This window comes from Pseudomonas sp. FEN (assembly GCF_904067045.1).
GTDB lineage: Bacteria > Pseudomonadota > Gammaproteobacteria > Pseudomonadales > Pseudomonadaceae > Aquipseudomonas.
The window spans coordinates 1-17,940 of sequence record NZ_CAJFDC010000020.1; the positions used below are offsets into that span (position 1 = coordinate 1).

The following is a 17,940-nucleotide window of genomic DNA, read 5'->3' on the forward strand; positions in this document are numbered from 1 at the left end:
CAGATGCACGGCCGTGCCCGATGCTGAGCGCGTTGGACGGCAACAGCCGCATCAATGCCCGACAGGCCAGGGTCTTGCCCGAACCGCTTTCGCCCCAGCCGAGGATTTCGCCTTGCGCCAGATCGAAGGACAAGCGATCCACCAGCGTCAGCGGGGTCGGGCCATTATGGGCCAGCACACTCAGCTCCCGGACTTGCAGTACCGGCGAACTCATGTGCGCTCCCCCATGGCTTCGGCGACGCCATCGGCCAACAGGCTGAAGCCCATGGCCAAGGTCACGATGGCGATGCCCGGGAAGGTGCAGATCCACCAGGCACTGGTAATCAGGCTTTGCCCTTCGGCCACCATGGTGCCCCACTCCGCCGTCGGCGGCTGTACGCCCAGCCCCAGGTAACTCACGCCGCGCCGTTGAGCAGCACCAACACCGCATCGGACATGGAAAACACCACCGAGCCGAACAACGCGTTGGGCAGCAGGTGCCGGAACAGAATGCGTCCATGGCCAAAACCGAGGCTCTTCGCCGCCAGGGCGAAATCGCTTTCCTTGAGCACCAGGATCTGCGCGCGAATCAGCCGCGCATAGGACACCCAGCCGACCAGGGCCATGGCGATATAGAAGCTGCTCAGGCCGGGACCGAGAATCGCCATGATCGCCAGCATCAGCACCAGGAACGAAAGGCCAGCACGATGTCGATCAAGCGCATGCAGACCGTGTCGAAGCGCCCGCCGATATAACCGGACAAGGCGCCGACCACGGTGCCGATCAGGAACGGGAAAATCACCCCAGCACCGACAGTTGCAGATCGACCCGGGCGCCCCAGATCACCCGCGACAGCACGTCCCGGCCAAAATGATCGGTACCGAACGGATGGGCCGCGCTGGGCGCCAGCAAGCGTACATCGATATTTGCAGAATCGGATCGTAGGGCGCGATCCACGGCGCGAACAGCGCCAGCAACAGCCAGCCGCCGAGAATCGCCAGCCCGAGAGACATCGCCAGCCGACCGTTTTGCAGCCGCAGGCTCAAGACATTGCCCCGTGCCACCATTACTTGGGCACGGCTCATCGGACATTCACCCGTGGATCGATCGCCACCGTGGCCACATCGGCGAGGAAATTCACCGCCACCGTCGCCAGCGCCAGCACCATCGCCACGCCCTGCACCACCATGTAATCGCGACCGAAGATGCCGCGTACCAGCAACTGGCCGATTCCCGGAATTGCAAACAGACTTTCGATCACCACCGTGCTGCTGATCAACCAGCCGATATTCACTGCCAGCAGATTGACCGTGGGCACCAGGGAATTGGGCAGCACATGCCGACGCAGGATCGCCGTCTCCGACAAGCCCCGCGCCCGGGCGGCGGTGACGTGATCGGCCTGCAACTCCACCAGCATGCTCGCCCGCAGGTTGCGGATCAGCACCGAGGACAGGGCCAGGGCAATGGTCAGGCACGGCAGCGCCAGGTGATGCAGCTTGTCCAGCCAGGTGTGGCCGTAGCCGGTGACCGGAAACCAGCCCAACTGCACACTGAACACCAGGATCAGCATGATTCCCAGCCAGAATGCCGGCACCCCCAGGCCACTGGTGGTGAAGACCCGCACCAGGTTATCGACCCAGCCGCCCTTGTGGCGGGCGGCCAGGGTCGCCAGGGGGATCGCGATCAGCAGCGCCAGCAGGACGCTGCCCAGGACCAGGCTCAGCGTCGGCTCGATGCGGGTGGCGATCAGTTTCAGCGTATCGACCCGGTACTGGATCGATTGTCCGAGATCGCCCCGCAGCAGTTTTTCAGGAAATAGAAATACTGCATCGGCAATGGCTGGTCGAGACCGAACTGCGCACGGACATTGGCCAGGGCCTGCGGCGTGCTCCGCGAGCCCAGCAGCGCCCGTGCCGGATCGCCGGGAATCGAGCGGATCAGGATGAACGTCACCAGGCTGATACCGAACAACACCGGCAGCAATTGCAGCGGCCTGCTCAGGATAAACCGGTAGCGCCGCAGATTCATGCCGCCCCCGATGGCGCCGCAGGAAGTCGAGCAGGACCGGGAAGTAAGCCTCGGGCTCTTCGTAGAATGGCATATGGCTGCTGTTGGGAAACACATGCAGCTCGACATCCTTGAGCGCGCGCTTCATCCGATAGGCGCAGGCCGGGGTCAGTCCGTCGTGCTGGCCGGTCGTGATCAGGACCGGCATCTCGAAGGCCGCCATCTGCTCGATGCGGTTCCAGTCCTTGAGGTTGCCGACATAGAGGAACTCGTTGGGGCCCTGCATGGCCTCGTATGGCCCCATGTTCCAGTCGTCCAGCGAACGCTTGAGCGGTGCCGGCCATTCATCGAGACGGCACACATGCCGATAATTGAGCAAGGTGATCGCCGCCTGGTACTGCGGATGGTCGAGGGTGCCCTGGGCTTCATGGCGCTGCATCATCGCCACGGTCTCGCTGCCCAGTGCCGCGCGCAGACGCTCCAGCTCCTGGGTCAGGTGCGGGATATCCCCGACGGTGTTTTCCAGTATCAGGGTCTTGAGCTGCCGCGGATGATGGATCGCATACTCGATGGCCAGCCAGCCGCCCCAGGAGTGGCCGAGCATATGCACGCGCCCCAGTTCCAGCGCCTGGCGTACGTGCTCCACTTCGGCGACGTAGCGGGTGATGTCCCACAGCGCCGGATCGGTCGGTCGGTCGGAAGCGCCGGTACCCAACTGGTCGAATGCCACCACTCGCAGGCCTTTGTCCTTCAGCCAGGCGTGGGCGTCGCGCAGGTAGTCACACGGCAGCCCGGGGCCGCCATTGAGGCACAACAGCACTTCCTCGCCGCCGCCGAAACTGTAGACCGCTATACTGTGCCCGTTGACCTCGAGGGTATAACGTTGATCCGGTTCCAGCTCATACCACATCGCCACTCTCCCTGTTGCAGGCGTTTGTAGCCTGTCGGCTTCACCCTAGCGGGGAATTTTCGCGCCCATAAGCTAGCATTTCTTATAGGTTTGGCCTGGCTCTCCCTCGCCCAGGCGTGGCATTCTACTTGCTTGATTTCAGGATTGAAATTTATTCAGGACAGGAGAAGAAAGGATGCAGGTCAAATTCTCTGAAGTCGATACCCGCAGCTTATCCGGTAACAATATGGATGAGATCATGGATAGCGCGCTGATCCTCGCGGGCGCGCTGGGGTTCGATGCCTTGGTGTACGACTACACACCGGTGCCGCTGGACCATGATGGCAGCATGATCACCCCTCGCTGCTCAAGGTCCGCAACACCCCGTCGGACTGGCATTCGCTCTGGTGCGAACAAGGCTTCTACCAGATAGACCCCGTGCAATACCTGGCCCTGAACACCGTCTCGGCGTTTGTCTGGTCCTATCAACCCAAGGCCGAGACCGCCTTGCAAAAGGTCATCGACCAGCGCCATTCCCCGGTAACCAGCTACCTGCAGGAACGGCAGATGACCTGCGGCGTCAGCGTGCCGATCCACCTGCCCAAGGGTGGATTCGCCTCGTTGACCGGGCTGCGTACCGGCAACGGTAAACATGTCCTGAAGGATGCAGAGCAAACCCTGACGGATTTCAGCGTCATTTCCCACGCGGTACAGGCCGCCGCCTACCCGTTGTTCGGCCCGGAAATTCGCGCCTACCCACATATCCGCCTGACCCGGCGTGAACGCGAATGCCTGCGCTGGGCGGCCGAGGGCCTGACCGCAAAGGAAATCGCCGAGCAGTTGCACCGCTCGCTGGCCACCGTGACCTTGCACCTGACCTCCGCCATGCACAAGTTAGGGGCGAAAAACCGCGTGCAGGCGGTGCTGCGGGCCACACACTACCGGCTGCTCGATAGCTGAACCGGCAAAAACCTATCAATTCGACTAGTTATGTCGGCGAGCCCATTTCGCTATCGTGCCCTGAATCGTGCACTCAGGGAGTTTGGTGAAATGGAATTCAACAAAATGCGTGAAGGGTTTGCGAACTTCGGCCCCTACCAGACCTGGTACCGTGTTACCGGCGACCTGGCCAACGGTCGTACACCGCTGATAATCCTCCACGGCGGGCCGGGCTGTACCCATGATTATGTCGACGCCTTCAAGGACATCGCCGCCAGCGGCCACGCGGTGGTGCACTACGATCAGTTGGGCAATGGCAAGTCCACCCACCTGCCGCACCAGGATCCGTCCTTCTGGACGGTTGAGCTGTTCCTTGCCGAGCTCGACAACCTGCTCGATCACCTCGACATCCGCCAGCACTACGTGCTGCTTGGCCAGTCCTGGGGCGGCATGCTCGCCAGCGAACACGCGGTGCGCCAGCCGGCGGGACTCAAGGCGTTGATCCTCGCCAACTCGCCCTCGTGCATGCGCACCTGGGTCAGCGAAGCCAACCGCCTGCGCGAGCAACTGCCGGCCGGCGTCCAGCAGGCCTTGCTCAAGCACGAGAAGGCCGGGACCTACCAGCATCCGGAATACGTCGCAGCGTCACGGGTGTTCTACGACCGCCATGTCTGCCGCATCAATCCCTGGCCGGAAGAAGTCGCCCGCACCTTCACCCAGGTCGATGCGGACCCGACCGTCTACCACACCATGAGCGGTCCGACGGAATTCCATGTCATCGGTTCATTGAAAGACTGGAGCATCATCGACCGCCTGGATCGGATCAAGGTACCGACCCTGGTGATCTCCGGACGCACGATGAAGCGACCGAGGCGGTGGTCAAACCCTACGTCGAGAAGATCGCCGGCGCACGCTGGGCGCTGTTCGAAGACTCCAGCCACATGCCCCATGTCGAAGAGCGTCAGGCCTGCATGGGCACAGTCGTGCAATTCCTTGACGAGAGTCTCTGAGCCACACCTCCAGCCCTCTCTCCGACAGAACTGCCCGGTCTGATCCAGACCAGGCTTTTCGACTATTCTGGATTCCTGCTCGCGCATCAGGAACGCTGATCACCCTGCAACACGCCGACCTATAAGACCGCCGCGTGCTTGTGGGCCGACAGGGTGAGCATTAGATTAGCCAATAATCTCTGGCCTCCAGAATAAGCAGAAGGGATAAGCATGGCGCTTACTGACCAGTCCACCCGTATCCGTGCCGGCGAAGAGCTTGATGTCGGCCTGATCGATCCGTACCTCAAGGCACACATTCCAGGCCTGCACGGCCTGCCGGAGATCAGCCAGTTTCCCGGCGGCGCCTCGAACCTGACCTACCTGATCCGTTACCCGGAGCAGGAGTTCGTCCTGCGTCGCCCACCGTTCGGCCACAAGGCCAAGTCCGCCCACGACATGGGCCGCGAGTTCCGTATCCTCAACCAGCTCAAGGACGGTTTCCCCTACTGCCCCAAGGCCTACGTGCACTGCACCGACGAATCGCTGATCGGCTCCGAATTCTATGTAATGCAACGGGTCGAAGGCATTATCCTGCGCTCCGAGCTACCCGCGGAGCTGGGCCTGGATGCCGGGCAAACCGAAACCCTGTGCAAGAGCTTCATCGACCGGCTGGTGGAACTGCACCAGGTCGACTATACCGCCTGCGGCCTGGCCGACCTCGGCAAGCCGGAAGGCTACGTCGTGCGCCAGATCCGTGGCTGGAGCGAGCGCTATGAAAAAGCCCTGACTCCCGATGCGCCAAGCTGGGAAGCGGTGCGAGCCTGGCTCAACGACAAGATGCCCGCCGATCATCCGACCTCGAGCATCGTGCACAACGACTACCGCTTCGACAATGTGATCCTCGACCCTGACAACCCGATGCAGATCATCGGCGTGCTCGACTGGGAGCTGACCACCATCGGCAACCCGTTGATGGACCTGGGCAACACCCTGGCCTACTGGATCGAGGCTGGCGACCCGGCTCCGGTCCAACTGATGCGCCGCCAGCCAAGCCATGCTCCTGGCATGCTGACCCGCCGCCAATTCGTCGACTACTACGCCGAACGCTCGGGGATCGCCATCGACAACTTCGACTTCTACTACACCTACGGCCTGTTCCGCCTGGCCGGCATCGTGCAGCAGATCTACTACCGCTTCTTCCACGGCCAGACCCAGGACAAACGCTTTGCACAGTTCATTCAGATGAACAAGCTGCTGGAGCAGATGAGCCTGCAAGTCATCCACGCATCCCGTCTCTGACCGCGACTAAAACAAGGAAAATAACCATGTCCAAGACCCAGTTGTTCGACCTCGACGGCAAGATCGCCTTTGTTTCCGGTGCCAGCCGTGGCATCGGCGAAGCCATTGCCAAGCTGCTGGCCCAGCAAGGCGCCCATGTGATTGTTTCGAGCCGCAAGCTTGAAGGTTGCCAGCATGTCGCCGATGCCATCATCGCCGAAGGCGGCAAAGCCACCGCCATCGCCTGTCATATCGGCGAAATGGAGCAGATCAGCCAGGTCTTCGCCGGCATCCGCGAGCAGTTCGGACGCCTGGATATCCTGGTCAACAACGCGGCCACCAACCCGCAGTTCTGCAACGTGCTGGACACCGACCTCGGCGCTTTCCAGAAAACCGTCGACGTGAATATCCGCGGCTACTTCTTCATGTCGGTGGAAGCCGGCAAGCTGATGCGTGAGCACGGGGGGGGCAGCATCATCAACGTTGCCTCGATCAACGGCATCTCCCCGGGTATTTTCCAGGGCATCTACTCGGTGACCAAGGCAGCGGTAATCAATATGACCAAGGTCTTCGCCAAGGAATGCGCGCAATTCGGTATTCGTTGCAACGCCCTGCTGCCCGGCCTGACCGACACCAAGTTCGCCTCGGCGCTGGTTGGCAACGAAGCGATTCTCAAGACCGCCCTGCAACAGATTCCCCTCAAGCGGGTCGCCGCGCCAAGCGAAATGGCCGGAGCCGTGCTGTACCTGGCCAGTGAAGCATCGAGCTACACCACCGGGGTGGCACTGAACGTGGACGGCGGCTTTCTGTCCTGATATCGAAATAAAATTTCCATTTGTTGAAATTGGTGAATTTAAATTCTATAAATAGCCCTTCCTGAAAATAACAATCAAAGGATGCGGCGATGGACGAGTTGGGAATAGGCTTGATCGGCACGGGTTTCATGGGCCGTGCCCACGCCCTGGCCTTTCACAATGCCAGTGTGGTGTTCGAACTGCCATTGAAGCTGCGCCTGGTGGCGCTGGCGGATGCCGACACACGCGCGCCGAGTCCTGCGCCACGGCCTGGGGCTTCGAGCGGGCCTACGGCGATTGGCAACAACTGATTGACGATCCCCGGGTTGGGCTGGTGGCGATCACCACGCCCAATCACCTGCATTTTCCCATGGCCATGGCCGCCCTCGCGGCGGGCAAGGCGGTGTATTGCGAAAAACCCCTGGCGGTCGACCTGGACCAGGCGACCCGGATGCGTGACGCGGCCCGACAGGCCGGCGTGATCACCCGAGTGGGCTACAACTACCAACACAATCCGATAATCGACCTGGCCCGGGATCTGATCCACCGCGGCGAACTGGGCGAGATTGTCGTTTCCAGGGCGAATTCAGCGAAGATTTCATGGCCGACCCCACCTCCCCTGGTCCTGGCGCTGTGAACCGAGGCGACCTGGCGACCTTGATGTCGCTGAAGCTCGCGGCGGTGCGCGATCCGACAGGCTCCGTCCCAATGATGGCGCATTTTGAACTCGGCGACCTGCCGGCCACATCGCCACCGCCACACCGGGTGATCCTGAGAACGCTGCGTCACCTGGCGCGGTGCAGGCGCTCTCACTCATTTTCGCAATGCCTGGTTCAGCACTCGATCGCAGTCGACCTTGGCGAAAAACGCCACACCTGCGGGTACTGGCTTGAACGGTGCGGAGACCCAATGCTCACTTCGACGCCAGGGAGCGGTCGGCTCGATCGGATATTGGCGTCGTCAGGGTTTCCAGGCTCAGCGTCAAGGCCGGCTCCTCGAGCTGGACCAGCTTGAACTTGCCCAGCAACGCGTCGGCGACCAGTAAAGAACGAATCGGCTTGCCGCGTCGGATCGACGAGGTGATCTCCGCATCCGCGCGCCCCGGAACCACTGCGAATCACGTAACTGTCGGTCAGGCCATAGGCCTTGAGCTTCTGCTGGTTGAGATCCGATGCCAGCCGAGGCGGGGCGTTGCCCGGAGTCGGGTCCGGAGACAGTACGGCCGGTCGCACCCCGTCAGGTCCGGCCGGGCTCCGCGGCGCCTCACATCCAACGCTGGACATCGAAATCGTCAACCAGCAGAAGCTCAAGGCCTATGGCCTGACCGACAGTTACGTGAATTTTCGCAGTGGTTCCGGGGCCGCGCTGGATGCGGAGATCACCTCGTCGATCCGACGCGGCAAGCCGATTCTGTTCTATTACTGGTCGCCGACGCCGTGCTGGGCAAGTTCAAGCTGGTCCAGCTCGAGGAGCCGGCTTTGACGCTGAAGCCTGGAAAACCCTGACCGACGCCAATATCCCGATCCGAAGCCGAGCCGCTCCCTGGCGTCGAAGTTGACTTGGGGTCTCCGCACCGTTCAAGGCGCAGTACCCGCAGGTGGTGGCGTTTTTCGCCAAGGTCGACCTGCCGATCGATGTGCTGAACCAGCATTGGCGAAAATGAGTGAAGAGCGCCTGCCACCGCGCCAGGTGACGCAGGCGTTTCTCAAGGATCACCCGGATGTCTGGAAGGCTTGGCTGCCCGCGGATGTGGCCGGCAAGGTCGCCGCCAGTCTCAAGTAATGCGCCATCATGTGGGAGCGGAGCCTGTCGGATCGCCGCACCGCGCGAAGCTTCAGCGACATCAAGGTCGCCAGGTCGCCTTCGCGGCGGTCCGGCAAGCCCCCGCCCCAGCCATTTTACAGTTCGCTGACATCGACCCAGCGCCGCTCCTTGGCTGCCAGCCGAATCGCCGTCGCCAGGCGTTCCACCTGCCAGGCCTCTTCGAAGTCCGTACCCGTCTGGCCTTGACCGGCCAGCGCGGCGATCAGCGCCTGGACCTCCAGGGTCTTGAGTTCGTTGTAACCCAACTGATGGCCGGCGGCCGGGCCTGAACGCCGCGTAACGGGGCAGATCGGGGCCGGCCAGCAGGCGCTGGAAACCGCTCTGGCCGGCGCGACAGAGGCGTAGTTCGTTCAAGCGTTCCTGGTCGAAGGCCAGGGTGCCGCGGGTGCCACTGATTTCGAAGCTCAGGTGGTTCTTGTAGCCGTGCTTGAGCCAGCTGCTGCTGATCGCGCCCCGGGCGCCGTTGGCAAAGCGCAGCAGGGCGTGGACCTGGTCATCGACGGCAATCGGGCGGGTTTCCAGGCTGCCGGCACTGGCGGGGCGCCGTGGGTGGTGCGGGTGTCGGCGCAGACCGCGCTGATATCGCCGAGCAGATAACGGGCCATGGCCAGCAGATGGCTGCCGAGGTCGGCCAGCGCACCACCGGCGTGCTGCGGTTCACAGCGCCAGGACCGGGGGAGGTGGGGTCGGCCATGAAATCTTCGCTGAATTCGCCCTGGAAACCGACAATCTCGCCCAGTTCGCCGCGGTGGATCAGATCCCGGGCCAGGTCGATTATCGGATTGTGTTGGTAGTTGTAGCCCACTCGGGTGATCACGCCGGCCTGTCGGGCCGCGTCACGCATCCGGGTCGCCTGGTCCAGGTCGACCGCCAGGGGTTTTTCGCAATACACCGCCTTGCCCGCCGCGAGGGCGGCCATGGCCATGGGAAAATGCAGGTGATTGGGCGTGGTGATCGCCACCAGCCCAACCGGGGATCGTCAATCAGTTGTTGCCAATCGCCGTAGGCCCGCTCGAAGCCCCAGGCCGTGGCGCAGGACTCGGCGCGCCGTGTGTCGGCATCCGCCAGCGCCACCAGGCGCAGCTTCAATGGCAGTTCGAACACCACACTGGCATTGTGAAAGGCCAGGGCGTGGGCACGGCCCATGAAACCCGTGCCGATCAAGCCTATTCCCAACTCGTCCATCGCCGCATCCTTTGATTGTTATTTTCAGGAAGGGCTATTTATAGAATTTAAATTCACCAATTTCAACAAATGGAAATTTTATTTCGATATCAGGACAGAAAGCCGCCGTCCACGTTCAGTGCCACCCCGGTGGTGTAGCTCGATGCTTCACTGGCCAGGTACAGCACGGCTCCGGCCATTTCGCTTGGCGCGGCGACCCGCTTGAGGGGAATCTGTTGCAGGGCGGTCTTGAGAATCGCTTCGTTGCCAACCAGCGCCGAGGCGAACTTGGTGTCGGTCAGGCCGGGCAGCAGGGCGTTGCAACGAATACCGAATTGCGCGCATTCCTTGGCGAAGACCTTGGTCATATTGATTACCGCTGCCTTGGTCACGAGTAGATGCCCTGGAAAATACCCGGGGAGATGCCGTTGATCGAGGCAACGTTGATGATGCTGCCCCCCCCGTGCTCACGCATCAGCTTGCCGGCTTCCACCGACATGAAGAAGTAGCCGCGGATATTCACGTCGACGGTTTTCTGGAAAGCGCCGAGGTCGGTGTCCAGCACGTTGCAGAACTGCGGGTTGGTGGCCGCGTTGTGACCAGGATATCCAGGCGTCCGAACTGCTCGCGGATGCCGGCGAAGACCTGGCTGATCTGCTCCATTTCGCGATATGACAGGCGATGGCGGTGGCTTTGCCGCCTTCGGCGATGATGGCATCGGCGACATGCTGGCAACCTTCAAGCTTGCGGCTCGAAACAATCACATGGGCGCCTTGCTGGGCCAGCAGCTTGGCAATGGCTTCGCCGATGCCACGGCTGGCACCGGAAACAAAGGCGATCTTGCCGTCGAGGTCGAACAACTGGGTCTTGGACATGGTTATTTTCCTTGTTTTAGTCGCGGTCAGAGACGGGATGCGTGGATGACTTGCAGGCTCATCTGCTCCAGCAGCTTGTTCATCTGAATGAACTGTGCAAAGCGTTTGTCCTGGGTCTGGCCGTGGAAGAAGCGGTAGTAGATCTGCTGCACGATGCCGGCCAGGCGGAACAGGCCGTAGGTGTAGTAGAAGTCGAAGTTGTCGATGGCGATCCCCGAGCGTTCGGCGTAGTAGTCGACGAATTGGCGGCGGGTCAGCATGCCAGGAGCATGGCTTGGCTGGCGGCGCATCAGTTGGACCGGAGCCGGGTCGCCAGCCTCGATCCAGTAGGCCAGGGTGTTGCCCAGGTCCATCAACGGGTTGCCGATGGTGGTCAGCTCCCAGTCGAGCACGCCGATGATCTGCATCGGGTTGTCAGGGTCGAGGATCACATTGTCGAAGCGGTAGTCGTTGTGCACGATGCTCGAGGTCGGATGATCGGCGGGCATCTTGTCGTTGAGCCAGGCTCGCACCGCTTCCCAGCTTGGCGCATCGGGAGTCAGGGCTTTTTCATAGCGCTCGCTCCAGCCACGGATCTGGCGCACGACGTAGCCTTCCGGCTTGCCGAGGTCGGCCAGGCCGCAGGCGGTATAGTCGACCTGGTGCAGTTCCACCAGCCGGTCGATGAAGCTCTTGCACAGGGTTTCGGTTTGCCCGGCATCCAGGCCCAGCTCCGCGGGTAGCTCGGAGCGCAGGATAATGCCTTCGACCCGTTGCATTACATAGAATTCGGAGCCGATCAGCGATTCGTCGGTGCAGTGCACGTAGGCCTTGGGGCAGTAGGGGAAACCGTCCTTGAGCTGGTTGAGGATACGGAACTCGCGGCCCATGTCGTGGGCGGACTTGGCCTTGTGGCCGAACGGTGGGCGACGCAGGACGAACTCCTGCTCCGGGTAACGGATCAGGTAGGTCAGGTTCGAGGCGCCGCCGGGAAACTGGCTGATCTCCGGCAGGCCGTGCAGGCCTGGAATGTGTGCCTTGAGGTACGGATCGATCAGGCCGACATCAAGCTCTTCGCCGGCACGGATACGGGTGGACTGGTCAGTAAGCGCCATGCTTATCCCTTCTGCTTATTCTGGAGGCCAGAGATTATTGGCTAATCTAATGCTCACCCTGTCGGCCCACAAGCACGCGGCGGTCTTATAGGTCGGCGTGTTGCAGGGTGATCAGCGTTCCTGATGCGCGAGCAGGAATCCAGAATAGTCGAAAAGCCTGGTCTGGATCAGACCGGGCAGTTCTGTCGGAGAGAGGGCTGGAGGTGTGGCTCAGAGACTCTCGTCAAGGAATTGCACGACTGTGCCCATGCAGGCCTGACGCTCTTCGACATGGGGCATGTGGCTGGAGTCTTCGAACAGCGCCCAGCGTGCGCCGGCGATCTTCTCGACGTAGGGTTTGACCACCGCCTCGGTCGCTTCATCGTGGCGTCCGGAGATCACCAGGGTCGGTACCTTGATCCGATCCAGGCGGTCGATGATGCTCCAGTCTTTCAATGAACCGATGACATGGAATTCCGTCGGACCGCTCATGGTGTGGTAGACGGTCGGGTCCGCATCGACCTGGGTGAAGGTGCGGGCGACTTCTTCCGGCCAGGGATTGATGCGGCAGACATGGCGGTCGTAGAACACCCGTGACGCTGCGACGTATTCCGGATGCTGGTAGGTCCCGGCCTTCTCGTGCTTGAGCAAGGCCTGCTGGACGCCGGCCGGCAGTTGCTCGCGCAGGCGGTTGGCTTCGCTGACCCAGGTGCGCATGCACGAGGGCGAGTTGGCGAGGATCAACGCCTTGAGTCCCGCCGGCTGGCGCACCGCGTGTTCGCTGGCGAGCATGCCGCCCCAGGACTGGCCAAGCAGCACGTAGTGCTGGCGGATGTCGAGGTGATCGAGCAGGTTGTCGAGCTCGGCAAGGAACAGCTCAACCGTCCAGAAGGACGGATCCTGGTGCGGCAGGTGGGTGGACTTGCCATTGCCCAACTGATCGTAGTGCACCACCGCGTGGCCGCTGGCGGCGATGTCCTTGAAGGCGTCGACATAATCATGGGTACAGCCCGGCCCGCCGTGGAGGATTATCAGCGGTGTACGACCGTTGGCCAGGTCGCCGGTAACACGGTACCAGGTCTGGTAGGGGCCGAAGTCGCAAACCCTTCACGCATTTTGTTGAATTCCATTTCACCAAACTCCCTGAGTGCACGATTCAGGGCACGATAGCGAAATGGGCTCGCCGACATAACTAGTCGAATTGATAGGTTTTTGCCGGTTCAGCTATCGAGCAGCCGGTAGTGTGTGGCCCGCAGCACCGCCTGCACGCGGTTTTCGCCCCTAACTTGTGCATGGCGGAGGTCAGGTGCAAGGTCACGGTGGCCAGCGAGCGGTGCAACTGCTCGGCGATTTCCTTTGCGGTCAGGCCCTCGGCCGCCCAGCGCAGGCATTCGCGTTCACGCCGGGTCAGGCGGATATGTGGGTAGGCGCGAATTTCCGGGCCGAACAACGGGTAGGGCGGCGGCCTGTACCGCGTGGGAAATGACGCTGAAATCCGTCAGGGTTTGCTCTGCATCCTTCAGGACATGTTTTACCGTTGCCGGTACGCAGCCCGGTCAACGAGGCGAATCCACCCTTGGGCAGGTGGATCGGCACGCTGACGCCGCAGGTCATCTGCCGTTCCTGCAGGTAGCTGGTTACCGGGGAATGGCGCTGGTCGATGACCTTTTGCAAGGCGGTCTCGGCCTTGGGTTGATAGGACCAGACAAACGCCGAGACGGTGTTCAGGGCCAGGTATTGCACGGGGTCTATCTGGTAGAAGCCTTGTTCGCACCAGAGCGAATGCCAGTCCGACGGGGTGTTGCGGACCTTGAGCAGCGAGGGGGTGATCATGCTGCCATCATGGTCCAGCGGCACCGGTGTGTAGTCGTACACCAAGGCATCGAACCCCAGCGCGCCCGCGAGGATCAGCGCGCTATCCATGATCTCATCCATATTGTTACGGATAAGCTGCGGGTATCGACTTCAGAGAATTTGACCTGCATCCTTTCTTCTCCTGTCCTGAATAAATTTCAATCCTGAAATCAAGCAAGTAGAATGCCACGCCTGGGCGAGGGAGAGCCAGGCCAAACCTATAAGAAATGCTAGCTTATGGGCGCGAAAATTCCCCGCTAGGGTGAAGCCGACAGGCTACAAACGCCTGCAACAGGGAGAGTGGCGATGTGGTATGAGCTGGAACCGGATCAACGTTATACCCTCGAGGTCAACGGGCACAGTATAGCGGTCTACAGTTTCGGCGGCGGCGAGGAAGTGCTGTTGTGCCTCAATGGCGGCCCCGGGCTGCCGTGTGACTACCTGCGCGACGCCCACGCCTGGCTGAAGGACAAAGGCCTGCGAGTGGTGGCATTCGACCAGTTGGGTACCGGCGCTTCCGACCGACCGACCGATCCGGCGCTGTGGGACATCACCCGCTACGTCGCCGAAGTGGAGCACGTACGCCAGGCGCTGGAACTGGGGCGCGTGCATATGCTCGGCCACTCCTGGGGCGGCTGGCTGGCCATCGAGTATGCGATCCATCATCCGCGGCAGCTCAAGACCCTGATACTGGAAAACACCGTCGGGGATATCCCGCACCTGACCCAGGAGCTGGAGCGTCTGCGCGCGGCACTGGGCAGCGAGACCGTGGCGATGATGCAGCGCCATGAAGCCCAGGGCACCCTCGACCATCCGCAGTACCAGGCGGCGATCACCTTGCTCAATTATCGGCATGTGTGCCGTCTCGATGAATGGCCGGCACCGCTCAAGCGTTCGCTGGACGACTGGAACATGGGGCCATACGAGGCCATGCAGGGCCCCAACGAGTTCCTCTATGTCGGCAACCTCAAGGACTGGAACCGCATCGAGCAGATGGCGGCCTTCGAGATGCCGGTCCTGATCACGACCGGCCAGCACGACGGACTGACCCCGGCCTGCGCCTATCGGATGAAGCGCGCGCTCAAGGATGTCGAGCTGCATGTGTTTCCCAACAGCAGCCATATGCCATTCTACGAAGAGCCCGAGGCTTACTTCCCGGTCCTGCTCGACTTCCTGCGGCGCCATCGGGGGGCGGCATGAATCTGCGGCGCTACCGGTTTATCCTGAGCAGGCCGCTGCAATTGCTGCCGGTGTTGTTCGGTATCAGCCTGGTGACGTTCATCCTGATCCGCTCGATTCCCGGCGATCCGGCACGGGCGCTGCTGGGCTCGCGGAGCACGCCGCAGGCCCTGGCCAATGTCCGTGCGCAGTTCGGTCTCGACCAGCCATTGCCGATGCAGTATTTCTATTTCCTGAAAAACCTGCTGCGGGGCGATCTCGGACAATCGATCCAGTACCGGGTCGATACGCTGAAACTGATCGCCACCCGCATCGAGCCGACGCTGAGCCTGGTCCTGGGCAGCGTCCTGCTGGCGCTGCTGATCGCGATCCCCCTGGCGACCCTGGCCGCCCGCCACAAGGGCGGCTGGGTCGATAACCTGGTGCGGGTCTTCACCACCAGTGGCCTGGGGGTGCCGGCATTCTGGCTGGGAATCATGCTGATCCTGGTGTTCAGTGTGCAGTTGGGCTGGTTTCCGGTCACCGGCTACGGCCACACCTGGCTGGACAAGCTGCATCACCTGGCGCTGCCGTGCCTGACCATTGCCCTGGCCCTGTCCTCGGTGCTGATCCGCAACCTGCGGGCGAGCATGCTGGTGGAGTTGCAGGCCGATCACGTCACCGCCGCCCGGGCGCGGGGCTTGTCGGAGACGGCGATCCTGCGTCGGCATGTGCTGCCCAATTCCCTGGTGCCCACGGTCAATCTGCTGGCAGTGAATATCGGCTGGTTGATCAGCAGCACGGTGGTGATCGAAAGTCTGTTTGCAATTCCGGGAATCGGCCAGTTGCTGGTACGCGGCATCTTCGGTCGCGATTACATGGTGGTGCAGGGCGTGGCGATGGTGCTGGCGCTGGCGACGGTGGCGGTGAATTTCCTCGCCGATGTGGCCACGGTGGCGATCGATCCACGGGTGAATGTCCGATGAGCCGTGCCCAAGTAATGGTGGCACGGGGCAATGTCTTGAGCCTGCGGCTGCAAAACGGTCGGCTGGCGATGTCTCTCGGGCTGGCGATTCTCGGCGGCTGGCTGTTGCTGGCGCTGTTCGCGCCGTGGATCGCGCCCTACGATCCGATTCTGCAAAATATCGATGTACGCTTGCTGGCGCCCAGCGCGGCCCATCCGTTCGGTACCGATCATTTTGGCCGGGACGTGCTGTCGCGGGTGATCTGGGGCGCCCGGGTCGATCTGCAACTGTCGGTGCTGGGGTGATTTTCCCGTTCCTGATCGGCACCGTGGTCGGCGCCTTGTCCGGTTATATCGGCGGGCGCTTCGACACGGTCTGCATGCGCTTGATCGACATCGTGCTGGCCTTTCCGTTCCTGGTGCTGATGCTGGCGATCATGGCGATTCTCGGTCCCGGCCTGAGCAGCTTCTATATCGCCATGGCCCTGGTCGGCTGGGTGTCCTATGCGCGGCTGATTCGCGCGCAGATCCTGGTGCTCAAGGAAAGCGATTTCGCCCTGGCGGCGAAGAGCCTCGGTTTTGGCCATGGACGCATTCTGTTCCGGCACCTGCTGCCCAACGCGTTGTTCGGCTCGGTGGTGTTTTCCATGTCCGATGCGGTGTTGGTGCTGCTCAACGGCGCGGCGGTGAGTTACCTGGGGCTGGGCGTACAGCCGCCGACGGCGGAGTGGGGCACCATGGTGGCCGAAGGGCAAAGCCTGATTACCAGTGCCTGGTGGATCTGCACCTTCCCGGGCATCGCCATCGTGACCTTGGCCATGGGCTTCAGCCTGTTGGCCGATGGCGTCGCCGAAGCCATGGGGGAGCGCACATGAGTTCGCCGGTACTGCAAGTCCGGGAGCTGAGTGTGCTGGCCCATAATGGCCCGACCCCGCTGACGCTGGTGGATCGCTTGTCCTTCGATCTGGCGCAAGGCGAAATCCTCGGGCTGGTCGGCGAAAGCGGTTCGGGCAAGACCCTGGCCTGTCGGGCATTGATGCGGCTGTTGCCGTCCAACGCGCTCAGCATCGAGGGCACGGCCGTGCATCTGGCCGGGCAAAACCTGCTGGCGCTGGGTGAAGCCGACATGCGCGCGATGCGTGGGCGACAGATTGGCATGGTGTTCCAGAACCCCAGCAGCCACCTCGATCCGTTGATGCGTATCGGCGAGCAGATCGGCGAAGGTATTCGCCAGCATCAGCAGTGCACGCGTCGTGAAGCGCGAGCCCAGGCCATCGAAGTCCTGCGGCAGGTGGGGATTCCCGATCCGCAGCAGCGCGTCGACCACTTTGCCCACGAATTTTCCGGCGGCATGCGCCAACGGGCGATGATCGCCGTGGCCCTCGGCTGTGAGCCCAGGGTACTGATCGCCGACGAACCGACCACCGCTCTCGACGTGACGGTGCAGGCACAGATCCTGCGCCTGCTGCTGGAGCTGCGGGATCGGCGCGGGCTGTCACTGATCCTGATCACCCATGACCTGGGGGTCGTTGCCCAGACCTGCGACTCGATCGCCGTGATGTATGCCGGCCGCTTGTGCGAGCACGGGCGCAAGCGCGATCTCCTGGCCCGGCCACGTCATCCGTACAGCGCCGGGCTGGTGGCGTGTCAGCCGGCCGGCGGCGCGGGCCTGGAACCGTTGCGCACCATCGGCGGACAGCCGCCGTTGCTCAGTGCCTTGCCGACGGGCTGTCGTTTCAATCCGCGCTGCGAGTACCTGGGGCCGGGTTGCCGTGAGGTCATGCCTGACTTGCAGGCTGTCGAGCACGGACAGCGCGTGGCCTGTCACTACCCGTTGGCGCTCGGAGGTCAGCCATGAGCCTGCTTGAAGTCAAGGACCTGCAGGTGCGTTTTGCCGCCCAGGGCAGCGGTTTGCTGGCATGAACCGACAATGGGTCAAGGCGGTCAACGGCGTCTCCCTGAGCCTGGCCGCGGGGGAAACCCTGGGACTGGTCGGGGAGTCGGGCAGCGGTAAAAGCAGCTTTGGCCGGGCCATCCTGCGGCTCAATGATATCGCCGCCGGCCAGGTGCTGTTCGACGGCGTGGATGTCACTCAAGGCGCGGGCGTCCGCCTTGAATGCCTGCGCCGCGAAACCGCGATGATCTTCCAGGAT

At 62.2% G+C, this 17,940-nt stretch carries 7 protein-coding genes and 14 pseudogenes; 11 read left to right on the plus strand and 10 right to left on the minus strand.

Features of this window, described 5'->3' with window-relative positions:
• From PFEN_RS20245 to PFEN_RS20260, 4 pseudogenes are all read right to left on the minus strand, one after another.
• Positions 1–214, minus strand: a pseudogene (locus tag PFEN_RS20245) (methionine ABC transporter ATP-binding protein); the annotation flags it as partial.
• A pseudogene (locus tag PFEN_RS20250) lies at positions 211–1,064 on the minus strand (ABC transporter permease). The pseudogenes PFEN_RS20245 and PFEN_RS20250, both read right to left, overlap by 4 nt.
• Positions 1,061–2,007, minus strand: a pseudogene (locus tag PFEN_RS20255) (ABC transporter permease). Before PFEN_RS20255 ends, PFEN_RS20250 begins: the two co-directional pseudogenes overlap by 4 nt.
• Positions 2,008–2,011: 4 nt before the next feature.
• Positions 2,012–2,896: pseudogene (locus PFEN_RS20260) on the minus strand (proline iminopeptidase-family hydrolase); the annotation flags it as partial.
• 175 nt (positions 2,897–3,071) lie between these two features.
• On the opposite strand from PFEN_RS20260, the pseudogene PFEN_RS20265 reads away from it, so the two are divergent.
• The 5 genes and pseudogenes from PFEN_RS20265 to PFEN_RS20285 all read left to right on the plus strand — a co-directional run.
• Positions 3,072–3,835: pseudogene (locus PFEN_RS20265) on the plus strand (LuxR family transcriptional regulator).
• Between the two features lie 90 nt (positions 3,836–3,925).
• Positions 3,926–4,824 (plus strand): annotated as a pseudogene (locus PFEN_RS20270) (proline iminopeptidase-family hydrolase).
• Between the two features lie 210 nt (positions 4,825–5,034).
• Positions 5,035–6,102: a phosphotransferase family protein gene (locus tag PFEN_RS20275; RefSeq protein ID WP_191488007.1), complete on the plus strand. Its 1,068-nt coding sequence runs from the start codon at positions 5,035–5,037 to the stop codon at positions 6,100–6,102.
• Positions 6,103–6,128: 26 nt separating this feature from the next.
• Positions 6,129–6,896, plus strand: coding sequence for an SDR family oxidoreductase (locus PFEN_RS20280; RefSeq protein ID WP_191488008.1), 768 nt, complete (start codon positions 6,129–6,131; stop codon positions 6,894–6,896).
• 89 nt (positions 6,897–6,985) lie between these two features.
• Positions 6,986–7,528: pseudogene (locus tag PFEN_RS20285) on the plus strand (Gfo/Idh/MocA family protein); the annotation flags it as partial.
• 260 nt (positions 7,529–7,788) lie between these two features.
• Here the strand turns inward: PFEN_RS20285 and PFEN_RS20290 are convergent.
• The gene (locus PFEN_RS20290) at positions 7,789–7,986 is read right to left on the minus strand and encodes a hypothetical protein (protein ID WP_191488546.1); all 198 of its coding nucleotides are present in this window, start codon (positions 7,984–7,986) and stop codon (positions 7,789–7,791) included.
• 164 nt (positions 7,987–8,150) lie between these two features.
• On the opposite strand from PFEN_RS20290, the pseudogene PFEN_RS20295 reads away from it, so the two are divergent.
• A pseudogene (locus tag PFEN_RS20295) lies at positions 8,151–8,657 on the plus strand (glycine betaine ABC transporter substrate-binding protein); the annotation flags it as partial.
• A 116-nt stretch (positions 8,658–8,773) separates the two neighbouring features.
• On the opposite strand, the pseudogene PFEN_RS20300 reads toward PFEN_RS20295, so the two are convergent.
• The 5 genes and pseudogenes from PFEN_RS20300 to PFEN_RS20320 all read right to left on the minus strand — a co-directional run bounded on the left by PFEN_RS20300 (position 8,774) and on the right by PFEN_RS20320 (position 13,796).
• Positions 8,774–9,884 (minus strand): annotated as a pseudogene (locus PFEN_RS20300) (Gfo/Idh/MocA family protein).
• An 89-nt stretch (positions 9,885–9,973) separates the two neighbouring features.
• Positions 9,974–10,738, minus strand: a pseudogene (locus tag PFEN_RS20305) (SDR family oxidoreductase).
• A gap of 26 nt (positions 10,739–10,764) precedes the next feature.
• Positions 10,765–11,832 (minus strand): phosphotransferase family protein, encoded by a 1,068-nt coding sequence (locus PFEN_RS20310; protein ID WP_191488007.1) that lies wholly within the window; start codon positions 11,830–11,832, stop codon positions 10,765–10,767.
• Between the two features lie 210 nt (positions 11,833–12,042).
• Positions 12,043–12,941: pseudogene (locus tag PFEN_RS20315) on the minus strand (proline iminopeptidase-family hydrolase).
• Between the two features lie 90 nt (positions 12,942–13,031).
• A pseudogene (locus tag PFEN_RS20320) lies at positions 13,032–13,796 on the minus strand (LuxR family transcriptional regulator).
• A 175-nt stretch (positions 13,797–13,971) separates the two neighbouring features.
• Between PFEN_RS20320 and PFEN_RS20325 the strand changes: the two are divergent.
• The 5 genes and pseudogenes from PFEN_RS20325 to PFEN_RS20345 all read left to right on the plus strand — a co-directional run.
• Entirely contained in the window at positions 13,972–14,865 is an 894-nt protein-coding gene (locus PFEN_RS20325; protein WP_191488004.1) for a proline iminopeptidase-family hydrolase, read from the plus strand.
• Positions 14,862–15,809, plus strand: coding sequence for an ABC transporter permease (locus tag PFEN_RS20330; RefSeq protein ID WP_191488003.1), 948 nt, complete (start codon positions 14,862–14,864; stop codon positions 15,807–15,809). Before PFEN_RS20325 ends, PFEN_RS20330 begins: the two co-directional genes overlap by 4 nt.
• A pseudogene (locus tag PFEN_RS20335) lies at positions 15,806–16,662 on the plus strand (ABC transporter permease). Before PFEN_RS20330 ends, PFEN_RS20335 begins: the two are co-directional and overlap by 4 nt.
• On the plus strand, positions 16,659–17,645 hold the full coding sequence (locus PFEN_RS20340; RefSeq protein WP_191488001.1) for an ABC transporter ATP-binding protein: 987 nt from the start codon (positions 16,659–16,661) through the stop codon (positions 17,643–17,645). The pseudogene PFEN_RS20335 and the gene PFEN_RS20340 overlap by 4 nt, the downstream one beginning before the upstream one ends.
• A pseudogene (locus tag PFEN_RS20345) lies at positions 17,642–17,940 on the plus strand (ATP-binding cassette domain-containing protein); the annotation flags it as partial. The gene PFEN_RS20340 and the pseudogene PFEN_RS20345, both read left to right, overlap by 4 nt.